General features: G+C 64.8%; 20 protein-coding genes. 11 read left to right on the top strand and 9 right to left on the bottom strand.

Annotated elements, in window-relative coordinates; all coding sequences use genetic code 11:
- The first annotated feature begins 67 nt into the window (after positions 1 to 67).
- Positions 68 to 787, top strand: coding sequence for a hypothetical protein (locus tag AM586_RS14850; RefSeq protein ID WP_156328239.1), 720 nt, complete (start codon positions 68 to 70; stop codon positions 785 to 787).
- 103 nt (positions 788 to 890) lie between these two features.
- On the opposite strand, the gene AM586_RS14845 is transcribed toward AM586_RS14850, so the two are convergent.
- Genes AM586_RS14845 through AM586_RS14835 form a run of 3 tightly spaced genes read right to left on the bottom strand, consistent with a single transcriptional unit; the run spans position 891 to position 4267 of the window.
- A complete protein-coding gene (locus AM586_RS14845; protein ID WP_052234068.1) occupies positions 891 to 1412 on the bottom strand; it encodes a GNAT family N-acetyltransferase in 522 nt (173 codons plus the stop codon).
- A complete protein-coding gene (dacB, locus tag AM586_RS14840; RefSeq protein WP_082439352.1) occupies positions 1409 to 3007 on the bottom strand; it encodes a D-alanyl-D-alanine carboxypeptidase/D-alanyl-D-alanine-endopeptidase in 1599 nt (532 codons plus the stop codon). The genes AM586_RS14845 and dacB overlap by 4 nt, the downstream gene beginning before the upstream one ends.
- 21 nt (positions 3008 to 3028) lie before the next feature.
- Positions 3029 to 4267, bottom strand: coding sequence for a nucleoside recognition domain-containing protein (locus AM586_RS14835; protein WP_052234067.1), 1239 nt, complete (start codon positions 4265 to 4267; stop codon positions 3029 to 3031).
- A gap of 334 nt (positions 4268 to 4601) precedes the next feature.
- Between AM586_RS14835 and AM586_RS14830 the strand changes: the two genes are divergently transcribed.
- The 9 genes from AM586_RS14830 (at position 4602) to AM586_RS14790 (ending at position 17557) form a co-directional block, all read left to right on the top strand.
- Positions 4602 to 5606 carry an ABC transporter substrate-binding protein gene (locus AM586_RS14830; protein WP_052234066.1) on the top strand — a complete coding sequence of 335 codons (1005 nt, stop codon included), beginning with the start codon at positions 4602 to 4604 and terminating at the stop codon, positions 5604 to 5606.
- Positions 5607 to 5617: 11 nt separating this feature from the next.
- The gene (locus tag AM586_RS14825; RefSeq protein ID WP_052234065.1) at positions 5618 to 6442 is read left to right on the top strand and encodes an ABC transporter permease; all 825 of its coding nucleotides are present in this window, start codon (positions 5618 to 5620) and stop codon (positions 6440 to 6442) included.
- 9 nt (positions 6443 to 6451) lie between these two features.
- Entirely contained in the window at positions 6452 to 7243 is a 792-nt protein-coding gene (locus AM586_RS14820) for an ABC transporter ATP-binding protein (RefSeq protein WP_052234064.1), read from the top strand.
- 26 nt (positions 7244 to 7269) lie between these two features.
- Positions 7270 to 8448: an acyl-CoA dehydrogenase gene (locus tag AM586_RS14815; RefSeq protein WP_204116198.1), complete on the top strand. Its 1179-nt coding sequence runs from the start codon at positions 7270 to 7272 to the stop codon at positions 8446 to 8448.
- 158 nt (positions 8449 to 8606) lie between these two features.
- Complete coding sequence (locus AM586_RS14810; RefSeq protein ID WP_229411020.1) at positions 8607 to 10373, top strand: ATP-binding protein; 1767 nt, start codon at positions 8607 to 8609, stop codon at positions 10371 to 10373.
- Entirely contained in the window at positions 10366 to 11715 is a 1350-nt protein-coding gene (locus AM586_RS14805; RefSeq protein WP_047821389.1) for a sigma-54 dependent transcriptional regulator, read from the top strand. Before AM586_RS14810 ends, AM586_RS14805 begins: the two co-directional genes overlap by 8 nt.
- Positions 11716 to 11784: 69 nt before the next feature.
- The gene (locus AM586_RS14800) at positions 11785 to 13563 is read left to right on the top strand and encodes an ABC transporter substrate-binding protein (protein WP_052233193.1); all 1779 of its coding nucleotides are present in this window, start codon (positions 11785 to 11787) and stop codon (positions 13561 to 13563) included.
- Positions 13564 to 13740: 177 nt separating this feature from the next.
- Positions 13741 to 16479: a TonB-dependent receptor gene (locus tag AM586_RS14795; RefSeq protein ID WP_229412932.1), complete on the top strand. Its 2739-nt coding sequence runs from the start codon at positions 13741 to 13743 to the stop codon at positions 16477 to 16479.
- Positions 16480 to 16486: 7 nt separating this feature from the next.
- Positions 16487 to 17557, top strand: coding sequence for an LD-carboxypeptidase (locus tag AM586_RS14790; protein ID WP_052233192.1), 1071 nt, complete (start codon positions 16487 to 16489; stop codon positions 17555 to 17557).
- Here AM586_RS14790 and AM586_RS28150 read toward each other — a convergent pair whose 3' ends face one another.
- The 4 genes from AM586_RS28150 to AM586_RS14765 all read right to left on the bottom strand — a co-directional run bounded on the left by AM586_RS28150 (position 17558) and on the right by AM586_RS14765 (position 21101).
- Positions 17558 to 18421, bottom strand: coding sequence for a hypothetical protein (locus AM586_RS28150; RefSeq protein ID WP_156328070.1), 864 nt, complete (start codon positions 18419 to 18421; stop codon positions 17558 to 17560).
- 64 nt (positions 18422 to 18485) lie between these two features.
- Positions 18486 to 19475, bottom strand: a complete 990-nt coding sequence (locus AM586_RS14775) for a helix-turn-helix transcriptional regulator (protein WP_047821381.1) — start codon at positions 19473 to 19475, stop codon at positions 18486 to 18488.
- A gap of 135 nt (positions 19476 to 19610) precedes the next feature.
- Positions 19611 to 20150: a PaaI family thioesterase gene (locus tag AM586_RS14770; RefSeq protein ID WP_047821379.1), complete on the bottom strand. Its 540-nt coding sequence runs from the start codon at positions 20148 to 20150 to the stop codon at positions 19611 to 19613.
- A gap of 42 nt (positions 20151 to 20192) precedes the next feature.
- Entirely contained in the window at positions 20193 to 21101 is a 909-nt protein-coding gene (locus AM586_RS14765; protein ID WP_307162431.1) for a LysR family transcriptional regulator, read from the bottom strand.
- A gap of 100 nt (positions 21102 to 21201) precedes the next feature.
- Here AM586_RS14765 and AM586_RS14760 point away from each other — a divergent pair, with 100 nt between their 5' ends.
- Positions 21202 to 22218, top strand: coding sequence for a zinc-binding alcohol dehydrogenase family protein (locus AM586_RS14760; RefSeq protein WP_047821376.1), 1017 nt, complete (start codon positions 21202 to 21204; stop codon positions 22216 to 22218).
- Here the strand turns inward: AM586_RS14760 and AM586_RS14755 are convergent, their stop codons facing one another.
- Positions 22219 to 22755: a GNAT family N-acetyltransferase gene (locus AM586_RS14755; RefSeq protein WP_047821374.1), complete on the bottom strand. Its 537-nt coding sequence runs from the start codon at positions 22753 to 22755 to the stop codon at positions 22219 to 22221.
- On the bottom strand, positions 22752 to 23879 hold the full coding sequence (locus AM586_RS14750) for an acyl-CoA dehydrogenase family protein (protein ID WP_047821372.1): 1128 nt from the start codon (positions 23877 to 23879) through the stop codon (positions 22752 to 22754). The genes AM586_RS14755 and AM586_RS14750 overlap by 4 nt, the downstream gene beginning before the upstream one ends.
- Between the last annotated feature and the right edge of the window lie 38 nt (positions 23880 to 23917).

The raw sequence follows: 23917 nt of genomic DNA, 5'->3' as shown, positions 1-23917 counted from the left end.
TCATGCTGCATGAGCGCACCTGAAAATCGGACGTGTAACAGACGTCCAACCAACAGGGAGGTGCGAGATGAGAGGCACGATGATGGCCTGCGCGGTGGCGGCCGTGCTGGCAGGATGCAGCACCGAGGGCGGCAGCAATCCGCTGGCCTCGCGCAGCACGACGGTGGAGTACTACCGGGTCTTCGACATCAAGACCGAGGTTCCCGCGGACAAAGTCGCCAAGGCGGCCACCGACGGCATCAACCGCAACGTGAAGGATGCGGTGGTGTCGACCCCGGGCGGGGTCGAGGCGACCGAGCTGCCCGGCCACTTCAAGATCGCCGATCCGACCAGCGCCCCGCCGGCCACCCCTGCGGGTGGCCCACCCGTCGCCAAGGGCCCGAGCTGCGACGGCGCCTCGTGGACGGCCAAGGCGACCCCGCGCGTGCGCGGCACCGAGGACATGAACCTGGTCGCCTGCCTGTTCCCCTACAAGACCGGCTACCACCTCGACATGTACGCCGTCTTCACCAAGCCCGAGGGCGGCATTATGCAATGGCCGCGGCGCCTGGGCGGCATGTTCCTCGGCACGCCGGAAAAATTCACCGAATCGACCATGATGGACGTGGTGCGCGCGATCCGCGAAAGCACGGGGGCCAAGGTCTCGCTGGTGGAAGCCAAGCCGAACATGGCCGGCACGCCCTGGCTGGAGCCGAGCAGGAACGCGACCGCGCAGGTCGGCGCGGGGGCGGCGCCGGCAGCGACTGCGCAGGCCAGTACGGCGGGAGGGGCCAGCAAGCCGGATTAAACTTCCAATAAAGAGCGTCTAACAAAACCCTCGGGGCAAGGCGCATCGTCGAAGACAGTACGCTAGTACGGCGAGACGAATGCAACGCCGCCATGAGGGCTTTTTAGACGCTCAAAAGCATGGTTTGCTCGAGCAGCGCCGATCCCGGCCGGATCGGCTCCGGTTCGCCGACCTTGCGAAAACCTTTGCGAACGTAGAGCTGGATGGCCGGTTGGTTGTCACAGACGACGCCCAGTTGGACGGTGTGTGCACCGATCGTGCGCGCCCAGGCGACGGCCTCGTCCAGCAGGGCCGCCGCCACGCCGCGGCCGCGCGTTTCCGGCGCCACCCACATCTGGAACAGGTTGACGATGCCGGCATCCGCGGCGTCGCACTTGGCCCAGACCAGGCCGAGCAGGATGGCATCCGGCGCGGTCGATTCCGCGACCAGTGGGCAATCGCGGCCGGACACCTGGGCGGCGGTCAGGCGCGCCATCCACAGTTCCTGCGCCCAGGCTTCCTCGGCGGCGTAACTGCTGCCGAAGGCGTTCGGCGCGTCAACCAGCGAGCGCAGGCGCAGGGCGCGGTAGGCCGGCCACTCCTGCGGCGCGAAGCGGCGGATGCGGAACGCGTGTCCTGCGCTCATTGGACGGCGCCCACGGGTTGCGGCACAGGCTGGCGCTGCATGCCGTCCTGGCCCTGCGGCGGGGCCGGCGGCGCCGGCTGCTCGGGCTGCGCCGGCGCCGCCTCGCCGGGAATGGCGAGGACCGGCTGGGCCGGCCCGTTCTGGTGCGCCACCCAGTCGACCAGGGTGTCGAGCACGGCGCGGCCGCGGCCATTGCCGGCCAGGTCGCTGTTGACCAGGGCCACCACGACGAGGGATTGGCCGCTGGCGTCCGGCACATAGCCGGCCAGGGCCACCACGTTGTGCAGGGTGCCGGTCTTCATGCGCGCGCGTCCGGCCGCCGGGCTGTCGTGCAGGCGGCGGCGCATGGTGCCGTCGACGCCCACGATCGGCATGCTGGACTGGAACTCCGGCGCCCAGTTGCTGCGCAGGCCGGCCTGCAGCAGGCCGCCCATCTGCACCGGGGTGATGCGCTCGGTGCGCGACAGGCCGGAGCCGTTTTCCAGCACCAGGCCGCTGTCATCGATGCCGTGGGCGCGCATCCAGTTGCGCACGACGGCATCGCTGCGCGAGAGCGTGGTTTCGGCGCCGCCCGCCGCCGGGCGGCTGCCCAGCACCGGATCCGCTTCCAACGCGCCGAGGCTCAGGAACAGCAGGCGCGCCAGCAGGTTGTCGGAGGGTTTATTGGTGTCGCGGACGATTTCCGGCAGCGTGCGCGAGACGTGCGCGGCCAGCAGGCGCGACTCCGGCGGCGTCGCGCCTTCGATGGCGGCGCCGGACATCGTGCCGCCGAGCCGTTTCCAGCTGGCGCGGAACAGGCGGTCCACATATTCCTGGCGGTCGATCACGTTGATCGAATAGCTCTGGTTGCAGTTCTTCGGGAAGGTCCCGTGCAGCACCACCTTGATCCCGCCGTTCTTCTGCGGCACCGCTTCCGGCAGCTGCCAGCCGTCATCCCATTGCTTGCAGTCGGCATTCACCAGTTTCATGTCGTGGCCGATCGTCACGCCCTGCAGCGCGGGCTGCATGGCCAGCTTCAGGTGCGAGCCGGTCGAGCGCATGTCGAGCTGCAGCATGTTCTTGTTGATCATGGCCGCGTCGGGGATGACGTTGTAATACGCTTCCGGCGACTCGTCGAAGGGCGGCGCACCGAGGTCGGTGCGGGCCGGATTGAACAGCTGGCGGTCGACCACCAGGCGGCCCTCGATCTTGCGGATGCCCTGGTAGCGCAGGCTGCGCAACATGTCGTCCAGCACCTCGCTGGAGAGGTCGACGTCGGCGCCGCCGCGCAGGATCAGGTCGCCCTTCAGCGTCTCGCCCTGCACCTCGCCGGTCGTGCGCAGCTCGGTGCGGCCGCGGAACACCGGGCCCAGGGTCTCCAGGCTGACCAGGGTGGTCACCAGTTTCATGGTCGAGGCCGGCTGCATGGGACGGTCGGCCAGGTGCGAGATCAGGGTCCGGTCGCCGCGCAGCACCAGCACGCTGACGGCGTCTTCCGCGATGCCGTTGGTGCGCATCACCTGCAGCACCGGTTCCGGCAGCTGGGCGTGGGCGGGCAGGGTGGTGGCGAAGGAGACGAAGGCGGCGGCGAGGGCAAGCGGGCGGATGCGGAACATGCCGGTCCTTTAATGAGTGAGTTATCCGAAAAACACGTAGGCCACCGAGATGGCGGCGACGATGCCGGCCAGGTCCGCGATCAGGCCGCAGGAAATGGCGTAACGGGTCTTGCGCACGCCCACCGAACCGAAGTACAGGGCGACGATGTAGAAGGTGGTGTCGGCCGAGCCCTGGAAGATGCAGGCCAGGCGTCCGACGAAGGAATCCACGCCATAGGTCTTCATGGCGTCGATCATCATCGCCTTCGAGCCGCTGCCGGACAGCGGCTTCATCAGCGCGGTCGGCAGCGCCGGGGTGAAGGCGGTGTCGAGGCCGGCCAACCGGATCAGCCATTCCAGGCCTTGCACGATATAGCCGAGCACGCCGGAATTGCGGATCACCGAGATCGCCACCAGCATCCCGACCAGGTAGGGGATGATGGTCAGCGAGGTCTGGATGCCGCCCTTGGCGCCTTCGATGAAAGCTTCGTACACGTTGACGCCCTTGCGCATCGCACCGACGATGAACACGACGATGATCGAAAACAGGATCAGGTTGCTGGTGACCTTGGAAAAGGTCTCGATTTCCGGCTTGCTGAGGAAGGTCGTGACGTACCAGATGAAGCCCGCGATCGCGGCCGTCATGCCGCCCAGCCAGCCCAGCACGACGCCGTTGAGCAGGTTGATGCGCTGGCGGATCGAGACCGCGATGATCCCGGTGACGGTGGCGACATAGGTCGCGATCATGCAGGGGATGAAGATGTCCGACGGGTCTTTCGCGCCGAGGATCGCGCGCTGGGCCATGATCGCCAGCGGAATCAGGGTCAGGCCCGAGGTGTGCAGCACCAGGAACATGATCTGGGCGTTGCTGGCGGTGTCTTTTTGCGGATTCAGGGTCTGCAGGCTCTCCATCGCCTTCAGGCCGAAGGGCGTGGCGGCGTTGTCCAGACCCAGCAGGTTGGCCGAGAAATTCATCACCATGTGGCCGGTGGCCGGGTGGTCCTTCGGCACTTCCGGGAAGATGCGCGAGAAGAAGGGCGAAATGATTTTCGCCAGCCAGCCGATCGCCCCCGCCTTTTCGCCGACGTTCATGATCCCCAGCCACAAGGTCATCACGCCTGCCAGCGGCAGGGCGATGTCCATCACGCCCATCTTGGCGGAATCGAAGGTGCCGTCGATGATGCGTTTGAAGATCTCGGTATCCCCGAGAAAGATCCACTGAGCCAGCGCCGCGACGAAGCCAACCAGGAAAAAGCCGATCCAGATGTAATTCAGAGCCATGTTGAATAGTCAGGGCGAGCCAGCGCTCGATTGTGCAGCGGAGAGTATAGGCGCTGAGCAAGCTGCAAGGATGAAAGATTGGGACGAGGCTATGTGAAAAAGTTATGCATCGCATGCCGCTGCGGTGTGCGGCAATCCGGACAAATTTCGCCTGCCTGGTGCGGTTTTGCGGAATGCGCCGCCTCCGCACCTGTGCGCTGCCTAATCTTTTTATTTTAAAACAAAGACTTAGAGCAAGGGCTAGGGCCTCGATGCTTGGCATGGAATGTGCTGATAATTCGGTAACAACGTACCGCAGAGTGCGCATAACACATCAATCATCAAGGAGACGACAATGGCATTCGCCAACCGTATCAAAGCATTCGTTAACGTTAAAACACTGGCAGTCGCGATTGGCATGGCCGCGGCCGTGCAATTCCCGCTGGCCGCGCATGCGGCCGATCTGGTGCGTCTGGGCAACCTCAAGTTCGCCCATTACGGCGCCGTGGCCTATATGAAGGAAATCGCGCCGCAATACAATCTCAAGATCGAAGAGCGCGTCTTCGCGAAGGGACTCGATATCGTCCCGGCGATGATCGCCGGTGAAGTCGATGTGTCCGCCAGCGCGCTGGAGGCGGCGATTTCGGGCCGCGCCAGCGGCGTGCCGGTCTACCTGGTGGCCGGTTTCGCCAAGGGTGGCGTGCGCATCGTCGGCCGACCCGACCTGAACATCCATTCAATCACCGACCTGAAGGGCAAGAAGGTCGGCGTGACGCGCGGCGGTCCGCAGGAAATCCTGCTGTTCGCCGAGCTGTCCAAGCACCACATGACCTGGTCGGACAAGCCGGGCAAGGACGTGCTGATTGTCTACATGGGTTATCCGGACCTGAACCAGGCGCTGCTGACCAAGAACATCGATGCGATGAGCCAGTCCGAGCCTTACTCGACCCAGGCCATCAACAAAAAATACGGCAACGAAATCATCAAGCCCTACGATACCCCGCTGGAAGAGCCGACCCGCGCCCTGGTGATGTCGGAAAAGATGTACAAGGAAAAACGCGACGTCGCCCAGCGCTTCATGCAGTGCTTCGTGGATGCCACTCGCAAGTTCCTCGCCGATCCGAAACTGGCCGAGAAGTATGTGCGTGAGTCGATGTTCAAGAACCAGGTATCGTCCGAGGATTACCGCGACGCGATGGAGAACGCCAAGTTCACCGACGACATCACGGTCGAGCACGTCCAGCTGACCACCGACTACATGATGAAGTACAACGTCGGCCGCATGGCGACCCCGCCGGCGGCGAAGGACTGGGTCAAGCTCGATCTGCTGCAGGCAGCCAAGAAGTCGGCCGCAAAATAAAGGGGGACGGGATGAATGTTCTGTCGCTCCGGCGCCTGGCGCACGGTGCCGCAGTCCCATTGGTGGCGCTGCTCGTATGGCAGGCAGCGTCGTCGCTGGGCTGGGTCAATCCGCAGGTGCTGCCTTCGCCCGTCGCCGTACTGCATAAATGGGGCGAGTACCTGTTGCCGCTCAGCGCCTACGATCCGGCCCAGGGCAGTTACCTGCGCTGGCTGCTGTCCGGCGAATTGCTGGAAGACGCCTACGGCAGCCTGACGCGGGTGCTGGTCGGCTTCGCGATCGGCGCCGGCCTGGCCTTGCCGCTCGGCCTGCTGATGGGCACCAACCGGGCCATCTACAAACTGTTCGACCCACTGGTGCAGATCCTGCGGCCGATTCCGCCAATCGCCTACATCCCGCTGTCGATCCTGTGGTTCGGCCTGGGCAACCCGCCGGCCTTCTTCCTGATCAGCCTGGGTTCCTTCTTCCCGGTGCTGATGAATACCATCGCCGGCGTGCACCAGGTCGACTCGATCTATATCCGGGCGGCGCGCAACCTCGGCGTCGGCCGCATGACGATGTTCCGGCGCGTCATCCTGCCGGCCGCCACGCCCTACATCCTGGCCGGGGCGCGCATCGGCATGGGTACCGCCTTCATCGTCGTGATCGTTGCCGAAATGATCGCGGTGAACAACGGCCTCGGCTTCCGCATCCTGGAGGCACGCGAGTATTTTTGGTCCGACAAGATCATCGCCGGCATGTTCACCATCGGACTGCTGGGGCTGGCCATCGATACCGGCATGAGTGCGCTGAACAACCACTTGCTGAAGTGGCATCGCGGTCTCGACAACCATTAAGGAGACGATATGACAGCCATCCATATCAACGGCGTCAATAAGGTATTCGCCAGCGAGGGCGGCGAAGTCGTCGCGCTCAGGGACATCAACCTGGAAATCGCCAGCGGCGAGTTCATCTGCCTGCTGGGCCCGTCGGGCTGCGGCAAGTCGACCCTGCTCAACGCGCTTGCCGGGTTTTCGCATCCGACCTCCGGGCGTATCCTGGTCGGCGACCAGCCGGTCACCAATCCCGGCCCCGACCGCGGCATGGTGTTCCAGGAGTACGCCTTGTTCCCCTGGATGACGATCGAGAAGAACATCGCCTTCGGCCTCGAAGTGGCAGGGCGCACCCCGGCCGAGATCAGGGAGCGCGTCGACTTCCTGCTGAACATGCTCAAGCTGCAGGATTTCCGTGCGCGCTATCCGAAGGAGCTGTCGGGCGGCATGCGCCAGCGCGTGGCGATCGCGCGCGTGCTGGCGCTGGAGTCGCCGGTGATGCTGATGGACGAGCCCTTCGGCGCGCTCGACGCGCTCACCCGGCGCAACCTGCAGGATGAGCTGCTGAAGATCTGGAAGGAATTCGGCACCACCATCGTGTTCGTCACGCACAGCATCGAGGAATCGGTCTACCTGGCCGACCGCACCATCGTCATGACCTACCGCCCCGGCACCATCAAGCGCGATGTGCCGATCACGCTGGAACGTCCGCGCGACCCGGCCGATCCGGAATTCAATCGCATCAAACGCTTGCTGGGCGAACTGGTCATGGAAGAACAGCAGCGCCACGAGAACGCCGAGCGTCTCACCGCAACGGCAGACTGAAGCGACAACCGAGAAAGAACAACATCATGAGACAAAAAGCCCAGTTTCATTGGGATGACCCGCTGCTGCTGAACGCGCAGCTGAACGACGAGGAGCGCATGGTGCGCGACGCCGCTAGCGCGTATTGCCAGGACAAGCTGAAACCGCGCATCCTCGAGGCCTTCCGCCACGAGACCATGGACACGTCCATTTTCCGCGAGATGGGCGAACTCGGCCTGCTGGGCCCGACCATTCCCGAACAGTACGGTGGCCCGGGCCTGAACTATGTGTCATACGGCCTGATCGCGCGCGAAGTCGAGCGCGTCGATTCCGGTTACCGCTCGATGATGAGCGTGCAGTCCTCGCTGGTGATGGTGCCGATCCACGAGTTCGGCAATGAAGCGACGAAACAGAAATACCTGCCCAAGCTGGCCACCGGCGAATGGATCGGCTGCTTCGGCCTGACCGAACCGAACCACGGCTCCGACCCCGGCTCGATGGTCACGCGCGCGCGCAAGGTCGCGGGCGGCTACTCGCTCAGCGGCTCGAAGATGTGGATCACCAACTCGCCGGTCGCCGACGTGTTCGTGGTCTGGGCCAAGGACGACGAAGGCGCGATCCGCGGTTTCGTGCTGGAAAAAGGCTGGAAAGGCCTGTCGGCCCCGGCCATCCACGGCAAGTTCGGCCTGCGCGCCTCGGTCACCGGCGAAATCGTCATGGACGAAGTGTTCTGCCCGGAAGAAAACGCCTTCCCGGAGGTGCGCGGCCTGAAGGGCCCGTTCACCTGCCTGAACTCGGCCCGCTACGGCATCGCCTGGGGCGCGCTCGGCGCGGCGGAAGACTGCTGGCATACCGCGCGCCAGTACGTACTCGACCGCAAGCAGTTCGGCAAGCCGCTCGCGGCCAACCAGCTGGTGCAAAAGAAGCTGGCCGACATGCAGACCGAAATCACGCTGGGCCTGCAGGGCTGCCTGCGCCTGGGCCGCATGAAGGACGAGGGCACGGCGGCGGTCGAGATTACCTCGATCATGAAGCGCAATTCCTGCGGCAAGTCGCTGGACATCGCCCGCACCGCGCGCGACATGCTCGGCGGTAACGGCATCTCGGACGAGTTCGGCATCATCCGCCACATGGTCAACCTCGAGGTGGTCAACACCTACGAAGGCACGCACGACATCCACGCCCTGATCCTGGGCCGGGCGCAGACCGGCATCGCCGCGTTCTGAGCTTGCCGCCGGGCGGGCGCCGCATGCGATACTGCGCGCTCGCCCGGGCAGCGGCCCCCGGGATTCATGTGGACAGGAACGCAATGGCATTGCGCAATTGGAGATCGAATCGGAGACTGGGTAGCGCCCTCGCGGCATGCTCCCTGGTGCTTGTCGCCATGAGCACCTATGCCTTCGTCAGGAGCCGCCACCTGGATGAGCTGCACCGTACCCTGGCCTCGCGCGCCGAGGTGTACGGATCGACCATCGGCGGCGTGATCGACCGCTACGAATTCCTGCCGCTGGCGGTCGCCCAGAGCGATCTGGTCAAGGCCCTGCTGGCGCAACGCGGCGACGTGTCGGCGGCCGAGGTGAACACCTATCTGGAACGCATCAACCGGCGTAGCGGCGCTTTTGCCGTGTATGTGATCGGCCTCGACGGCACCACGCTCGCGTCGAGCAACTGGAAGGAGAGCACGTCCTATGTTGGCCAGAATTACGGTTTCCGCCCGTATTTCAAGCTGGCCGCCGGCGGCGATATCGGGCGCTACTATGGGATCGGCGTGTCCACCGGCGAGGCCGGCTATTTCATTTCACAAGCTGTGTGGTGGCACGAGCGGGTGATCGGCGTCGCGGTTGCCAAGGTCAGCCTCGACTGGCTCGAACGTTCCTGGCGCTCGCATGGCGACAGCGAGCAGATCCTGGTCAAGGACGGCAACGGGGTGATCCTGCTGTCCTCGATTGCCGCGTTCAAGTTCAAGCTCCAGGCGCCGCTGTCCGCCGCCGCCCAGCGCAGCATCCGCGAACAGCGCCAGTTCCAGGGCGAAGACCTGGCGCTGCTGCCGCACGCCGTGCGCGAACGCTTTGCCGACGGCGCTTCGGTCATTTCTCTGGGCAACCATGCGGATTACCTGGCGGTCAGCCATCGCCTGGCGCCACTGGAGTGGGACATCACCGTGCTCGCCGAGCTCGACCAGGTCCAGGCTGCGGCCAGGAACGCCGCGGTCGCCGCCGCGCTCGGCTGGGCCCTGCTGATGCTGGGCGCCCTGTATGCCGGGCAGCGCCGCAGCCGCATCCGCGACCGCCTGAACGCCCAGCAAGCGCTGGGGCGGGCGTATGCGGAACTCGAAGTCAAGGTTGCCCAGCGCACCGCCGACCTGCAGAACGCCAACCTGCGCCTGCAGGCCGAAGTAAGCGAACGCGAGCGCGCCGAGCGGACCCTGCGCCAGGCCCAGTCCGAACTGGTCCAAAGCGGCAAGCTGGCGGCGATCGGCCAGATGGCGGCCGGCGTCACGCACGAACTCAACCAGCCGCTCGCGGCCCTGCAGACCTTCTCCGACAATACCCGGGTGCTGCTGGCGCGCGGGCGCATCGACGACGCGCTGGACAACCTGTCGACCATTGCCGACCTGGTCAAGCGGCTTGGCTACATCACTTCGCAACTGAAGGGCTTCGCGCGGCGCAGCGACGACAGCAACCAGTCGGCCAGCGTGCGCACCGCGTTCGCGCAGACGCTGCTGCAGATCCGTACCCGGCGCGGCGCCGAACGCCTGGTGCTGAGCGAGGACTGGCCCGAGGAGGACCTGATCGTGCCGTGCAATCCGATCCGGCTCGAACAGGTGTTTTCGAACCTGCTGTCGAATGCGATGGAGGCGGTGCCGGCGCCTGGCGGGGTGCGCATCGCGGTCGTCGCCCGGCAGGAGGGGGACCGGGTGCGCATCGAGGTGACCGACAACGGACCGGGCGTGCCGGCCGCCTCCCTCGACCGGATCTTCGAACCCTTCTACACCACCAAGGAACAGGGACTCGGGCTCGGACTGTCGATCAGCGCCGGGATCATCCGTGCGGCCGGCGGCACGCTGGCGGTGCGCAACCGCAGCGCAGACGAGGGCGGCGGCGCCCAATTCATCATCAGCTTTACCTGTCAGAAGGAATCCCATGCTTGAAACCAGCTCCGACGGCATGCAAGTGCTGTACGTGGAAGACGATGCCGTGGTCCGCAAAGGCGTGCGCCAGGCGCTCGAACTGGCCGGCCTGAGCGTGATCGCCTGCGCCACGGCCGAGGAGGCGCTGCCGCACCTGTCGCCGGCCTTCCGCGGCATCCTGCTGAGCGACGTCAGGCTGCCGGGCATCGACGGCCTGAAGCTGCTGAAGCTGGCGGTCGAGAAGGACCCGACCCTGCCGGTGATCCTGGTGACCGGGCATGGCGACGTCTCGATGGCGGTTGATGCGATGCGCCAGGGCGCCTACGATTTCATCGAAAAGCCGTTTTCCGCCGACCTGCTGCTCGAAGTCTGCCGCCGCGCGCTCGACAAGCGGCGCCTGGTGCTGGAAAACCTGGATTTGCGGCGCCAGCTCGACAACCGGGCCGGCATCGAAGCCCGGGTGATCGGGCGCAGCAGCGCCATGACCCGGGTGCGCCAGCTGGTATTGAACCTGGCGCCGAAGGCGGCCGACGTCATCATCCTCGGCGAAACCGGTACCGGCAAGGAACTCATCGCGCGCTGCCTGCACGAATTCAGCGAGCGCAGCCAGTATCCCTTCGTGGCGCTGAATTGCGGCGCCCTGCCGGAATCGATGTTCGAATCCGAACTGTTCGGCCATGAAGAGGGCGCCTTCACCGGCGCCCAGCGCCAGCGCATCGGCAAGATCGAATATGCCAACGGCGGTACCCTGTTCCTGGACGAGATCGAAAGCATGCCGCTGGCGCTGCAGGTCAAGTTGTTGCGCGTGCTGCAGGAACGGAAGGTCGAGCGGCTCGGCTCGAACCGGCTGATTCCAGTGGACTTCCGGGTAATTACCGCCGCCAAGGAAGACCTGGCATGCTTGGCCGAACAGGGCGCCTTCCGCGCCGATCTGTACTATCGACTGAACGTCGCCAGCCTGACCCTGCCGGCGCTGCGCAACCGACGCGAAGACATTCCGCTGCTGTTCGAGTTCTTCGTGCTGCAGGCCGCGCGGCGTTACGGCCAGCCGGCGCCGCTGGTCGGCGAGGAACTGCTGCATTCGCTGATGGCACACCGCTGGTCGGGCAATGTGCGCGAACTCCAGAACATGGCCGACCGCTTCGTCCTCGGGCTGCTCGACTGCTCGCTGGCGCCGTCCGAGGCCAAGCGCGAAGCCTCGCTGGCCGAACAGGTCGACGCCTTCGAGCGCTCGATCATCGAAGAGGCGCTGCGCCGCCATGGCGGTAACATCGTCGATGCCGCCCAAAGCCTGAACATCCCCAAAAAGACCTTGTACGACAAACTGAAGCGCTTCGAGATCTCCACCACGCAGTTCCGCTGAGCGGCGCCACGTATTGCCTATCGCTAAGCGCTGGCCCTATGATAGGCAACGCCTCCAGGACTGCCCCCAATGTTGACAATGCGATTCCTCACCGCCGCTTTCTCGCTCGCCCTGCTGTACTCGCCCGTGCGGGCCGAGGAACCGAAAACCCTGCACATGTTCCTGTCGACCAGCGAAGCCGGCCTCGATCCGGCGGTCGGCTCGGACCTGGCCACGCTGTCGCTGCTGGAAAACCTGTTCGACCCGCTGCTGCGCTACGACTACCTGGCGCGGCCCGTGAAACTGCAGGGGAATACGGCCACCGGCCTGCCGCTCGTCGAGGAGGGCGGCCGCAGCTACACGTTCAAGATCCGTCCCGGCGTCTATTTCACGGCCGACCCCGCGTTCAAGGGCAAGAAGCGGGAAGTCACGGCCCAGGACTACGTCTACAGTTTCAAGCGCCTGTACGATCCGAGCCTGCATTCGCCCTTCGGCTATATCTTCGACGGCAAGCTGGTGGGCGACGAGGCGCTCAAGAAGAACTTCAGCTACGCCACCGAGATCGCCGGCCTGCAGGCGCTCGACCGCTACACCCTGCGCATCCGCCTGAAGGAGCCGGACAACAATTTCCTGTTCTACATGGCGATGCCGGCGGCGTCGGTGGTCGCGCGCGAAGTGATGGAAGCCTATCCGGGCCAGGCCGGCAATCATCCGGTCGGCACCGGCCCGTTCATGATCGGCGACTGGAAGCACAGCGACCGCATCGTGCTGCTGGCCAACCCGGATTCCAGCGCCGTGTTCCATGGCAGCCTCGGCGCCCGCAACACGGCCGAGGACAAGACCCTGGCCGCGGCGCTCGAAGGCCAGCATCTGCCGCGCGTCGATCGCGTCGAGGTCAAGATCGCCGAGGAATTCCAGGGCCGCATGCTGGGCTTCCTGAACGGCGAATACGATTACCTCGAGCAGGTGCCGGAATCGATGACGGACATGGTGATCCGCGACGGCAGGCTGAAGCCCGAACTGGCCGCGCGCGGCATGCAGCTGACCCGCTTTCCGGTGCTGCAGACCTACTACATGTGGATGAACATGCAGGACCCGGTCATCGGCGGCTACGGCAAGGACAAGATCGCGCTGCGCCGGGCCATTTCCCTGAGTTATAACAGCGCCGAAGACATCGCCCTGCTGAAGAAGGGCTTCGCGATGAAGGCGGAATCGCCCTTGCCGGCCGGCGTGCTGGGCTACGACCCGGACTACCGCAGCCCGGTGCCCTACGATCCGGCGCTGGCGAATGCGCTGCTGGACCGCTACGGTTACGGCAAGCGCGACCCGGACGGGTTTCGCCGCCAGCCGAACGGCGAACCCCTGACCCTGGTGATGAGCAGCGAAGCCACCGTCAGCGGCCGCCTGCGCGACGAACTGTGGCGCAAATGCCTGAACGGGATCGGCCTGCGCGTGGTGTTCAAGTCGGACAAGAAGCCCGAGATCATCAAGGCTTCACGCCTGGGCAAGGTGCAGATGTTCGAGAGTAACTGGGTGGCCGACTTCCCCGACGGCGACAATTTTTACCAGCTGCTGTACGGCCCCAATGCCGGCCGCGCGAACTATTCGCGCTTCAACCTGCCCGCGTATAACGAACGCTACGAACAGGCGCACGCCCTGCAGGACGGCCCGGCGCGCCAGAAGCTCTACTTCGAAATGAACCAGCTGCTCCACGCCTATAACCCCTGGGTGTTGCTGACCCATGTGCTGTCGGCCGATATCCGCCAACCGTGGTTGAAAAACTACAAACGTCACCCGGTCGAATTAACGCAATGGCGTTATCTGGATGTCGATGTTGCGCAAAGGGCACGGGCTACCCAAGGGAAGTAATCTTTTCGGTTGGATTTTCCCAAGTAAAACATTCCTTGTAGTTATACTCGGCTCCGGATTTTTCATTGGAAGGCGCAAATACGTGCGCGTACCCTCGAAATCAAAATAACGTAGTGCAAAGACATTGTCGCAGCGATACCCAAGGAGAGACGCGTGAAGTTAAAGAAGTTAGCACAGATGATTGCCCTGATCGGCATCGTCAGCCCGGCCATGGCACAGGACGTGCAGTCGGACAAACCCATGCAACGCGTCGAAATCACGGGTAGTAGCATCAAGCGTATCGCCACCGAAGGCGCACTGCCGGTACAGACGATCTCGCTGGACCAGATGGAAAAGCAGGGCATCACCAACGCCGAACAGATGATGCGCCTGATCTCGGCGAACGGCACCGGCGCCGACAACATGACCTCCGGGAATAACGTGTTCGGCGCCGACGCCGACCGTCTCAGCGGTGGCGCTTCCTTCGCGTCGCTGCGCGGCCTCGGCCCGACCGGCACCCTGGTGCTGATCAACGGCCGCCGCATGGCCGCCTATGGCCTGTCCGGCAATGCCGTCGACCTGAACACGATTCCGCTGGCGGCGGTCGCCCGCGTCGAGGTGCTGAAGGATGGCGCCTCCGCGATCTACGGCACCGATGCGGTCGGGGGCGTCATCAACTTCATCCTGAAGACCGATTTCCAGGGCCTGCAGGCGAATGGCACCGGCAACTTCACCGAACACGGCGGCGGTGCGACCCGTCGCCTGCAACTGATCGCCGGCAAGGGCAACCTGGACACCGACGGTTTCAACCTGATGGCGGCCATCGGCTACGACAAGAACGACCGCCTGGATTCGCGCCAGCGCGGGTTCGCGAACGGCTTCCAGCCGGCGCGCGGCCTGTCCCCGGACACCACCGGCACCCCGGTCGCCAACCAGCTGGCCGGCGCCGGCACTGCACTGGGCGCCAACTTCCAGATGCCGGGCGACCCGAACAAATACCTGCAGGCCGGCCTGCTGAGCCTGCAGGGCAAGTGCGACAGCGTCGAAGGCATGTCGCAGTACCAGACCAGCCTGTGGAAGGACGTCACCTCGCCGCTGCGCTCGACCTATTCCTGCGCCTACGACTACGGCGGCGACTACGTGATGCAGATGCCGGTCGAGCGCACCAACTTCGTGGCGCGCGGCACCTTCCAGCTCAACCCGGACCACCGGGTGTACGCCGAGGCGATCGGCGCGCGCAACAGCAGCCTGTCGATCCTGACCCCGCTGCAGATCTCGACCTCGCTGGCGAACGGCAATGCCTACCCGGCCGGCGGCCCGTACTACCAGGACCTGTCGGCCTACATCCCGACCTACGACCCGACCAAGCCGATCCTCTACAAGTGGCGCGCCTGGCCGATGGGCAACCGCACCCAGAAATACGGCACCGACACCGTGCGCTTCATGGTGGGCGCCGACGGCACCATCGGCGGCAAGTGGGATTACCGCGTCGACCTGTCGCACAGCGCCAGCCGCACCACGACCGACCTGGTCGACGGCTATGGCTACACCAAGCCCCTGTATGCGGTGCTGGGCAGCGGCGTCGTGAATCCGTGGGCCTCGCCGGCACAGGGCCAGACCCAGGCCGCGATGGATGCGCTGGAAGCGACCAAGTTCTATGGCCGCCTGCAGCATGGCAAGACCACGCTGACCCAGTTGAACGGCTCGGTGTCGGGCGAAATCTGGCAGCTGCCGGCCGGCGCCGTCTCGGGCGCCATCGGCACCGACCTGCGCCGCGAAAGCTACCAGTACGCGCAGGACGTCGACCCGACCCTGATCTGGCAGGCGCCGGACAATGCGAAGCAGGACCGCGTGGCGCGCAACATCAAGGCGGTGTACGCCGAGCTGATGGTGCCGGTGCTGAAGAACCTGGAGCTGCAGCTGGCCATCCGCCGCGACGACTACAGCCAGATCGGCGCCACCACCAACCCGAAGATCGCGTTCAGCTACCGTCCGGCCAGCTGGCTGATGCTGCGTGGTTCGGCCAACCGCGGCTTCCTGGCGCCGAGCTTCGTCCAGCTGTACTCGGGCGCCCTCAGCCAGGAACTGCCGAGCGGCGTGTCCGACCCGGTCGGCTGCGCGGCCCACCCGGGCGATCCGCGCTTCTGCGCCATCGAACGCCTGAACTACAAGAGCGGCGGCAACCCGAACCTGCGCCCGGAAACCTCGAAACAGGGCACGCTGGGCTTCATCGTCGAGCCGAGCGCCAACTTCTCGGCCTCGGTTGATTACTGGGCGGTCAACGTCAAGGACCGCATCCTGAAGCGCACGCCGCAGAACGTGCTGGCCAACCCGGTCGGCCTGGCCGAGTACATCCACCGTAACCCGGACGGCACCATCGATTACGTGCAGGCCGGCTGGATCAATGCGGCGGGCCTGAAGACGCGCGGCGCCGACCTCGGCCTGCGCGGCCGCGGCAACCTGCCGGGCGGCTACAAGTGGAACGCCAGCCTGGACGGCACCTGGACCCAGAGCTACCAGTTCTCGGAATACGAAGGCCAGCCGTACACGGAATACGTGGGCAACTTCTACACCCGCGACATCTACCTGCGCTGGAAGCACAACGCCACCTTCAGCGTGAGCAAGGGTCCGTGGAGCGCCATGCTGAGCAACCTGTACCGTGACGGCTACATGGACCAGCTGCCGAACGGCGGCAAGGGCACCCCGCCGGCCGGCTTCAACCCGCACGTGGCCAGCTACACGACCTGGGGGCTGTCGACGACCTACACCGGCTTCAAGAGCACCACGATCACCGTCGGCATCCAGAACCTGTTCGACCGCAATCCGCCGTTCACCGCGCACAACGTGGACGAAGTCGTGGGCGCAGGCTGGGATCCGCGCGTGGCCGATCCGCGTGGCCGTTCGCTGAGCTTCGACGTCAAGTACAAGTTCTTCTGATCCGCGCATGAATAACGGCGGCAGGCGGCGCTTTGCGGCGCTGGTGGCGGCGGCGCTGCTGCCGTCCCTGCCGGCCGCCGCCGCCATCCCGCCGCGTGCGCGCCGGCGCGCTTCTCCATCCATGACACACCTGATCAAACCTCCACGCCTGAAGCAAGGCGACCTGGTCGGCCTCATCGCGCCGGGCGGCTACACCAATGACGCCGCGATCCAGAAAGCGGTCCAGCACATCGAAGCGCTGGGTTTTCGCGCGAAGCCCGGCAACTACCTGCGCGAGGTCTGGGGCAACTACGGCGGCACGGTCGCGGCCCGCATCGCCGACCTGCACGGCATGTTCCGCGACCCGGAAGTGAAGGCCATCTGGGCGATCCGCGGCGGCTCCGGCTGCATCTCGCTGCTGAAGCACCTGGACTTCGAACTGATCCGCAAGCACCCGAAGATCCTGCTCGGCTACTCCGACATCACGGCGCTGCACCTGGCCATCCACCGCCACGCCGGCGTCGTGAGCTTCCACGGTCCGGTGGCGTCGAGCACGCCGTCGGATTACTCGAACGAGCACATGCTGGCGGTGCTGATGGAGCCGCGCGCCAGCTACACGATCCCGATGTCATCCGAAAATGCGCGGCGCGCGCTGGAGGAGCCGCAGTACGCGATCCGCACCGTGCATGGCGGCGTCGCTACCGGCCCGCTCATCGGCGGCAACCTGTCGCTGGTGAGCGCGCTGGCCGGCACCCCCTATGCGGCCGACTTCCGCGACAGCCTGCTGTTCATCGAGGAGGTGAACGAGGAGCCCTACCGGATCGACCGCTGGATGACCCAGCTCGACCTGGCCGGTGGCCTCGACAAGGCGGCCGGGCTCATGATCGGCATCTGCGAGAACTGCGGGCCGCAGGGCGGCGGCTCGTCCCTGAGCCTGGACGAAACCCTCGACCTGCACCTGCAGCCGCTGCACGTGCCGGCAGTGAGCGGCTATTCCTTCGGTCACATCCGCAACCAGTTCACGATTCCGGTCGGCGTGCGCGCCACGCTGGACACGCAGGCGCAGACCGTGACCTTGCTGGAGCCGGCGGTCAGCTGATCAGCGCTGGATGGCCAGCAGGTAGTGGAATTTGATGCCGGTGCCCATATAGCCGACGTTGGTCTGGATGACGATCGCGTACCTGGTCACGCCATTGACAGTATAGCGAAACGCATGGCCTGAGTAATTGCCAGTCGTTTTGAAATCGCCGTTGTTAATCAGGATGCCGGGATATTTTTCCGGATTTAACATGTCGAATACCTGATTCTTGGGAATCGTTGCGTTAAATGTCGACATGAACAGCGAGCCGTCCGCATTGATCTTGAGGGTTTCCACCTTGCTCTGTTTGAGCAGGGCGCAATCCACGACATCGAAACTCAAGCCGGACAAGTCATCGACCATGCCATCCTTGACGCGTGCCAGCGAGCTGGAGACAAAGACCCGGGTGGACTCCCTGTCGGCTGCGGCAGCGTCGCAGCCCATGAGGATATTGCCGTCGAATTTATAGGCGCCGCTGGTCAAAGGACCGGCCCAGGAAACCGTGGCATAAGCATCGCTGGTGGAGACAATTTCGTTAACGCCGGATAAGGGAAACTGGATCGATCCCTGTTTGGATGTCGTAGTGAAGCTCGTGCTGGCGCTGACGGTCGTTGTCGACCAGGCTGCATCCCACATGATCGTATTGGTCGGCTGATATTGGGCATATTGAATCGTGCCCGTTGTCGTTGCAGACGGGGTAGTGGAACCCGGTCCCGGCGCGGTCGCGGCGGTGCTGGGATCGGCGCCGCCTCCGCTTCCACCCCCACCGCAGGCCGACAGTACCGAGCAAAGGGCGGCCATACCGAGAACTCGTGCGCGTTCGTTCTTATTAAACATAATCTCTCCTTTTATTTTTACAAGGAGCCGCATCGACGCCTTGTTCATGTTGTCATTCGATTATGTTAATGCCCGCTTGGCGGCTCGACCATAGGACAGATGTTCTAGGTCTTCAGTGAGCGGAGAGCGCCAGCGCCAGCGCAGTTTTGTTGGCGACGCCGAGTTTGCGATACACGGCATGCAGGTGATTCCGTATGGTTGCGGGTGCCGCGCCAGTCTGTTTTGCAATTTCCTTGTATTGCATTCCCTGAGCCGCGAGCGATGCGACGCGTAATTCGGTCGGCGTGAGCCTTGCGTGCTGGCGCGAGTGCGACGTGATGGACAGGCTCAGCATCCTGTCTCGCACCTCGGCCTGGACGGTAATGCGCTTGCCCACGAATTGTCGGGCACCTGTACTACCCAGGGCATCCATCAGTGCTGGGGGTAAAAAAGGCGGCGTCCAGCTTTTCCATTCGGATTGCAGTAACTGGACCGTGTCGTCGTCGATGAAGTAGAGCTGTCCCTTCAGCGTACTCAGCACCAAAGCCTGGCGTACCGGTTCTGCGCTCGTGCCTGGTTTGAAACGGCAGTTGATTTCCCTCGCTTGCAGCAGATGGGGGAGGAATAGCGTTGCGTCGTGGGCATGCTGGCGGCTATACGCATTCTTTTTGCTGGCGCGCCATAGCCCGAGAGCCGGCACGGACCGGCCGAAGCTGGTACTTGATACGAAGGCGAGGGAATGGGCTGTCTCGTACTTGCGGCAATACGACAGGATTTGCGGATCGTTCGAACTGGCAGCAAGGTCGGCGACGATGCTCTGGCCGCGCTGTTCAAAGGCCTTGACGAGGGTAAGGTCCATGCTGCTGAGCCCACCGTTTTTCTTCAGCGTTTCCTGGCCAATGCTCTGGATACGGTCCTGCAAGCGTTCGATCGGTGTTGCATGCAAATGCAGGGTCTGGAAAGCAAGCTTTCGTTCCGGTGTGATGGCGAGATCCACAAGAACGCATGAGTCGAAGGTCACGACTTTTTTCAGTTCGCGGAGACCATACTCATTAAATTCCGCCAAGCTGCAGTGCTGTGCATTCGCATACACATCGATGAGCAGTCTGTTAAACGTGTGCATTTTTTAACCGTTGCCTGCCTGGCGCCGCTTGTCCGGATTCGGACCAATTAATAAGTAATCACAGGTATGGAATAATAATTCATCAACAGTTAAATTTCTATAAAAACAATACTTCCTGAAGTGAAGCGTCGTGTTTCAGCGCGCTTCGAATACGAGGCAAGTGGTCGTCGCGTGCGCATACAGCCGGCCCTGCGCGTCGACGATCTTCCCTTCGGCCGTGGCGAGCTGGCGGCCGCAATGCAGGACCGTGCCGATCGCGCGCAGCGGGCCGCCGTCCAGGCGTGCGCCGCGCACCAGGTTCACGCTCAGCTCCGCCGTGGTGTAGGCCTGGCCGGGCTCCAGCATGGTCTGCACCGCGCAGCCGACCGCCGAATCGAGCAGGGTGGCGTACCAGCCGCCGTGCACGGTGCCCATCGGGTTCAGGTGCTTCTGCAGCGGCGTGCCCTGGAAGCTCGCCTGGCCGCGGCTGACCTCGACGAGGTGGAAATCCAGGGTCTCGGCGATCGGCGGATACGGAAAGCGGCCTTCGAGCAGGGCCTGCATGATGTCCAGGCCCTTCATCTCGCGCGCCTGTGCGAAGGGCACCACGCCGGCATGGGCGCCGTTCTGCGCCGCCCGTGCGCGCACCGCGTCCAGCTGCTGCTGCCATTGTTCGATCGTCGCCCGTGCGTCCATGTCGTCTCCTTCGTTGGTGATGCCTGCGAGTGTAGCGCGGCGTCAGGTTCTCGACAGGGCGGCGCAGCGCTGCTGCAGGAATTCGCGCAGCACCCGCACTGCCGGCGACACCTGCTTGCGGTTCGCCACCAGCATGGTCAGCGGCGCATTCACGCCTTCCCACTCCGGCAGGATCAGGCGCAGGCGGCCACCGGCGAGGTCGGCGTGCACGTCGATGCGCGAGCGGTAGCAGATCCCGAGCCCGGCCAGCGACCAGCGCCGCACGACTTCGGAATCGTCGGCCAGGCGGTCGCCCTGCACCAGGACTTCGATCTCCTCGTCTCCCTTGCGGAAGCGCCAGCGGTCGTTGACGGTTTCGTCCAGCATGAAGCACAGGCAGTTGTGGTTTGCCAGCTCGCGCGGGGAGGCCGGCACGCCGCGCCGCGCGAGGTAGGCGGGCGAAGCGCACAGCACCCGGCGGTTCTCGGCCAGGAGCGGCAGCGCCACCATGCTGGACTCGGGCGGCACGCCGAAGCGCAGCGCGATGTCGACCGGTTCGCGGTAGATGTTGGCGAGGCGGTCGGTGAGCTGCAGCCTGAGTTTGACGCCCGGGTAGCGCGCCTGGAAATCGTTCAGCCAGGGCAGGACCACATGGCGTCCGAGGTCGGACGGCATCGAGATCTGCAGCTGGCCTTCGATCGCGTCCTGGCCGGCGCGCACCTCGTCCTCCGCTTCGCGCAGGCCGTCCAATAACACCTTGCTGCGCGCGAGCAGGCGTTCGCCCGCCAGGGTCAGGCGCATGCTGCGCGTGCTGCGCACGAACAGCGCCGCGCCGAGGTCGGCTTCCAGGCGCTTCAGGCTGGCGCTGGCGACTGCCGGCGACAGGTCCAGCAGGCGCGCGGCGGCCGACAGACTGCCCTGCTCGGCGGTGGCGACGAAGGTTTCGAGGTCCTGGATGTTCCGGATTTTCAATGGAATATTGAAGGTGAATTCGGGATTGCCCAGTTTATCAAAAAGCCGTGGCTGGTCAGAATGGCATCCATCACATCGTTACACCAACAGGAGCTTGCCCATGAAAGCCATCGGATACCAGAACAACCTGCCCATCGACCAAGCAGCGTCGCTGGTCGACATCGTGCTTCCCGACCCGGTCGCGCAAGGCCACGACCTGCTGGTCGAGGTGCGCGCGGTCTCGGTGAATCCGGTCGACACCAAGGTGCGGAAAAGCGCCAAGCCGGAAGCCGGCGAGTGGAAGGTGCTGGGCTGGGATGCGACCGGCATCGTGAAAAGCGTCGGTCCGGATGTAACCCTGTTCAAGCCGGGCGACCGCGTCTGGTATGCCGGCTCGATCGCCCGCGCCGGCAGCAACAGCGAGCTGCAGCTGGTCGACGAGCGCATCGTCGGCCGCATGCCGGCGACGCTGGACTTCGGCCCCGCCGCGGCGCTGCCGCTGACCGGCCTGACGGCCTGGGAGATGCTGTTCGACCGCCTGCAGGTGCCGACCGGTCCTGAAGGCAAGGGCAAGACCCTGCTGGTGATCGGCGCGGCCGGCGGCGTCGGTTCGATCCTGGTGCAGCTGGCGCGCCAGCTCACGCAGCTGAGCATCATCGCCACCGCATCGCGGCCGGAAACGGTGGCGTGGGTGCGCGAGCTGGGCGCCCATCACGTGATCGACCACGGCAAGCCACTTGCCGGACAGATCGCTGCCGCGGGGCTGCCGGCGCCCGATTACGTGACCAGCCTGACCCACAGCGACCAGCACTTCGACCAGGTCGTCGAAGCCATCGCGCCGCAGGGCAAGTACGCGCTGATCGACGACCCGACCACGCCGATCGACATCATGAAGTTCAAGCGCAAGGCGGTGTCGCTGCACTGGGAGCTGATGTTCACGCGCTCGCTGTTCAACACGGCCGACATGATCGAGCAGCATCGCATCCTGAACCGTCTGGCCGAGCTGGTCGATGCGGGGACGATCCGCACCACGGCCAACGAACACTTCGGGCGTATCGATGCGGAGAACCTGCGGCGCGCGCATGCGCTGATCGAGTCGAACACGGCGCGCGGGAAGATCGTGCTGGAGGGCTTCTGATCAGCGCAGCCTGTAGCGCATATAGCTCAGATCATGGCTCACGCCATCGATCTGCAGCATGTCCTCGATCCGCGCCGTCATCGTGAAGCCCGCACGCAGGTAGAGCGAGACGGCCGGGTGATTCTCGGACAGCACTTCGAGATCGATCCACTTCAGCCTGTCCTGGCTGCGTGCCCAGGCGATGGCGGTATCGAGCAGCTGCGCCCCCAGTCCGCGCCGGCGCCAGGCGCGATGCACGCCCATCCCCAGCATCGTACGGTGGCGCGCCAGGGGTTCGGGCCGCGCGCGCAGGTCGATGTGGCCGGCGATCGCGCCGCGCTCATCCAGCGCCAGCCACAGGCGGCGCCAGCCCGCTTCGCCGACAGGAATGACGAGTCCCTCGATGAAGGAGACCCGCAGGCCGGGCGGCAGCTGCGACTGCGCGCGCGACAGCGGCTGGAACAGCGGGGCGCCGTCGCGGCCATTGTCGCGCAGGTGGTCGTCGAGGTAGACGAAGAAGGCCGGCAGGTCGGCCGGCTCCGCCGGGCGGATCGTCATAGCGCCCTGGCGATCAGGATCTTCTGGATGTCGCTGGTGCCTTCGTAGATCTGGCACACGCGCACGTCGCGGTAGATGCGCTCGATCGGGAAGTCGGCCACGTAGCCGTAGCCGCCGAACACCTGCATGGCGCTGGAGACCACGCGCTCGGCCATCTCGGAGGCGAACAGCTTGGCCATCGCCGCTTCCTTCAGGCAGGGCACGCCGGCATCCTTCATCGACGCGGCGTGCAGGATCAGCTGGCGCGCGGCCTCGATCTGCATCGCCATCTCGGCCAGGCGGAACTGCACGGCCTGGTGGTCGAAGATCGGGGTGCCGAAGCTCTCGCGCTCCTTGGCGTAGGCCAGCGCCGCCTCGAAGGCCGCGCGCGCCATGCCGACCGATTGCGAGGCGATGCCGATGCGGCCGCCCTCCAGCCCGGACAGGGCGATCTTGTAGCCCTGGCCCTCTTCGCCGATCAGGTTATCAAGCGGGATGCGGCAGTTGTCGAACACGATCTGCGCCGTGTCCGAGGAATGCTGGCCCATCTTGTGCTCGATGCCGGCGACGATGTAGCCGGGCGTAGTCGTCGGCACCCAGAAGGCGCTGATGCCCTTCTTGCCGGCGGCCTTGTCCGTGACCGCCATGACGATCGCCACGTCGCCATGCTTGCCGCTGGTGATGAACTGCTTGGTGCCGTTGATGACGTAGTGGTCACCGTCGCGCGTGGCGGTGGTGCGCAGGGCGGCGGCGTCGCTGCCGGTATGCGGTTCGGTCAGGGCAAACGCGCCCAGCATCTCGCCCTGCGCCAGCGGGCGCAGCCATTTCTCTTTCTGCGCCTCGTTCGCGTACATCATCGCGATCGAGCATACCGGGCAGTTGTTCACTGAGATGATGGTCGAGGTGCCGCCGTCGCCGGCCGCGATCTCTTCCAGCACCAGGGCCAGCGACACGTAGTCGAGGCCCGCGCCGCCGTACTGCTCCGGCACCGCGACGCCGAAGGCGCCCAGCTGGGCCAGTTCCTGCAATTCCTGTTTCGGGAAATGGTGTTCGCGGTCCCAGCGCGCGGCATTCGGCGCCAGGCGCTCCTGCGAAAAGCTGCGCAGGGCGTCGCGGATCATCTGGTGTTCTTCGTTGAGGATCATCTTGTCTCGTGTGTCGTTATCGTTGTATCGACGGCCCG

The sequence above is a fragment of the Massilia sp. WG5 genome (genome assembly GCF_001412595.2).
Lineage (GTDB): Bacteria > Pseudomonadota > Gammaproteobacteria > Burkholderiales > Burkholderiaceae_D > Telluria.
The sequence above is the reverse complement of the archived record's forward strand: the minus strand, read 5'-3'. Positions and strand labels throughout refer to the sequence as shown.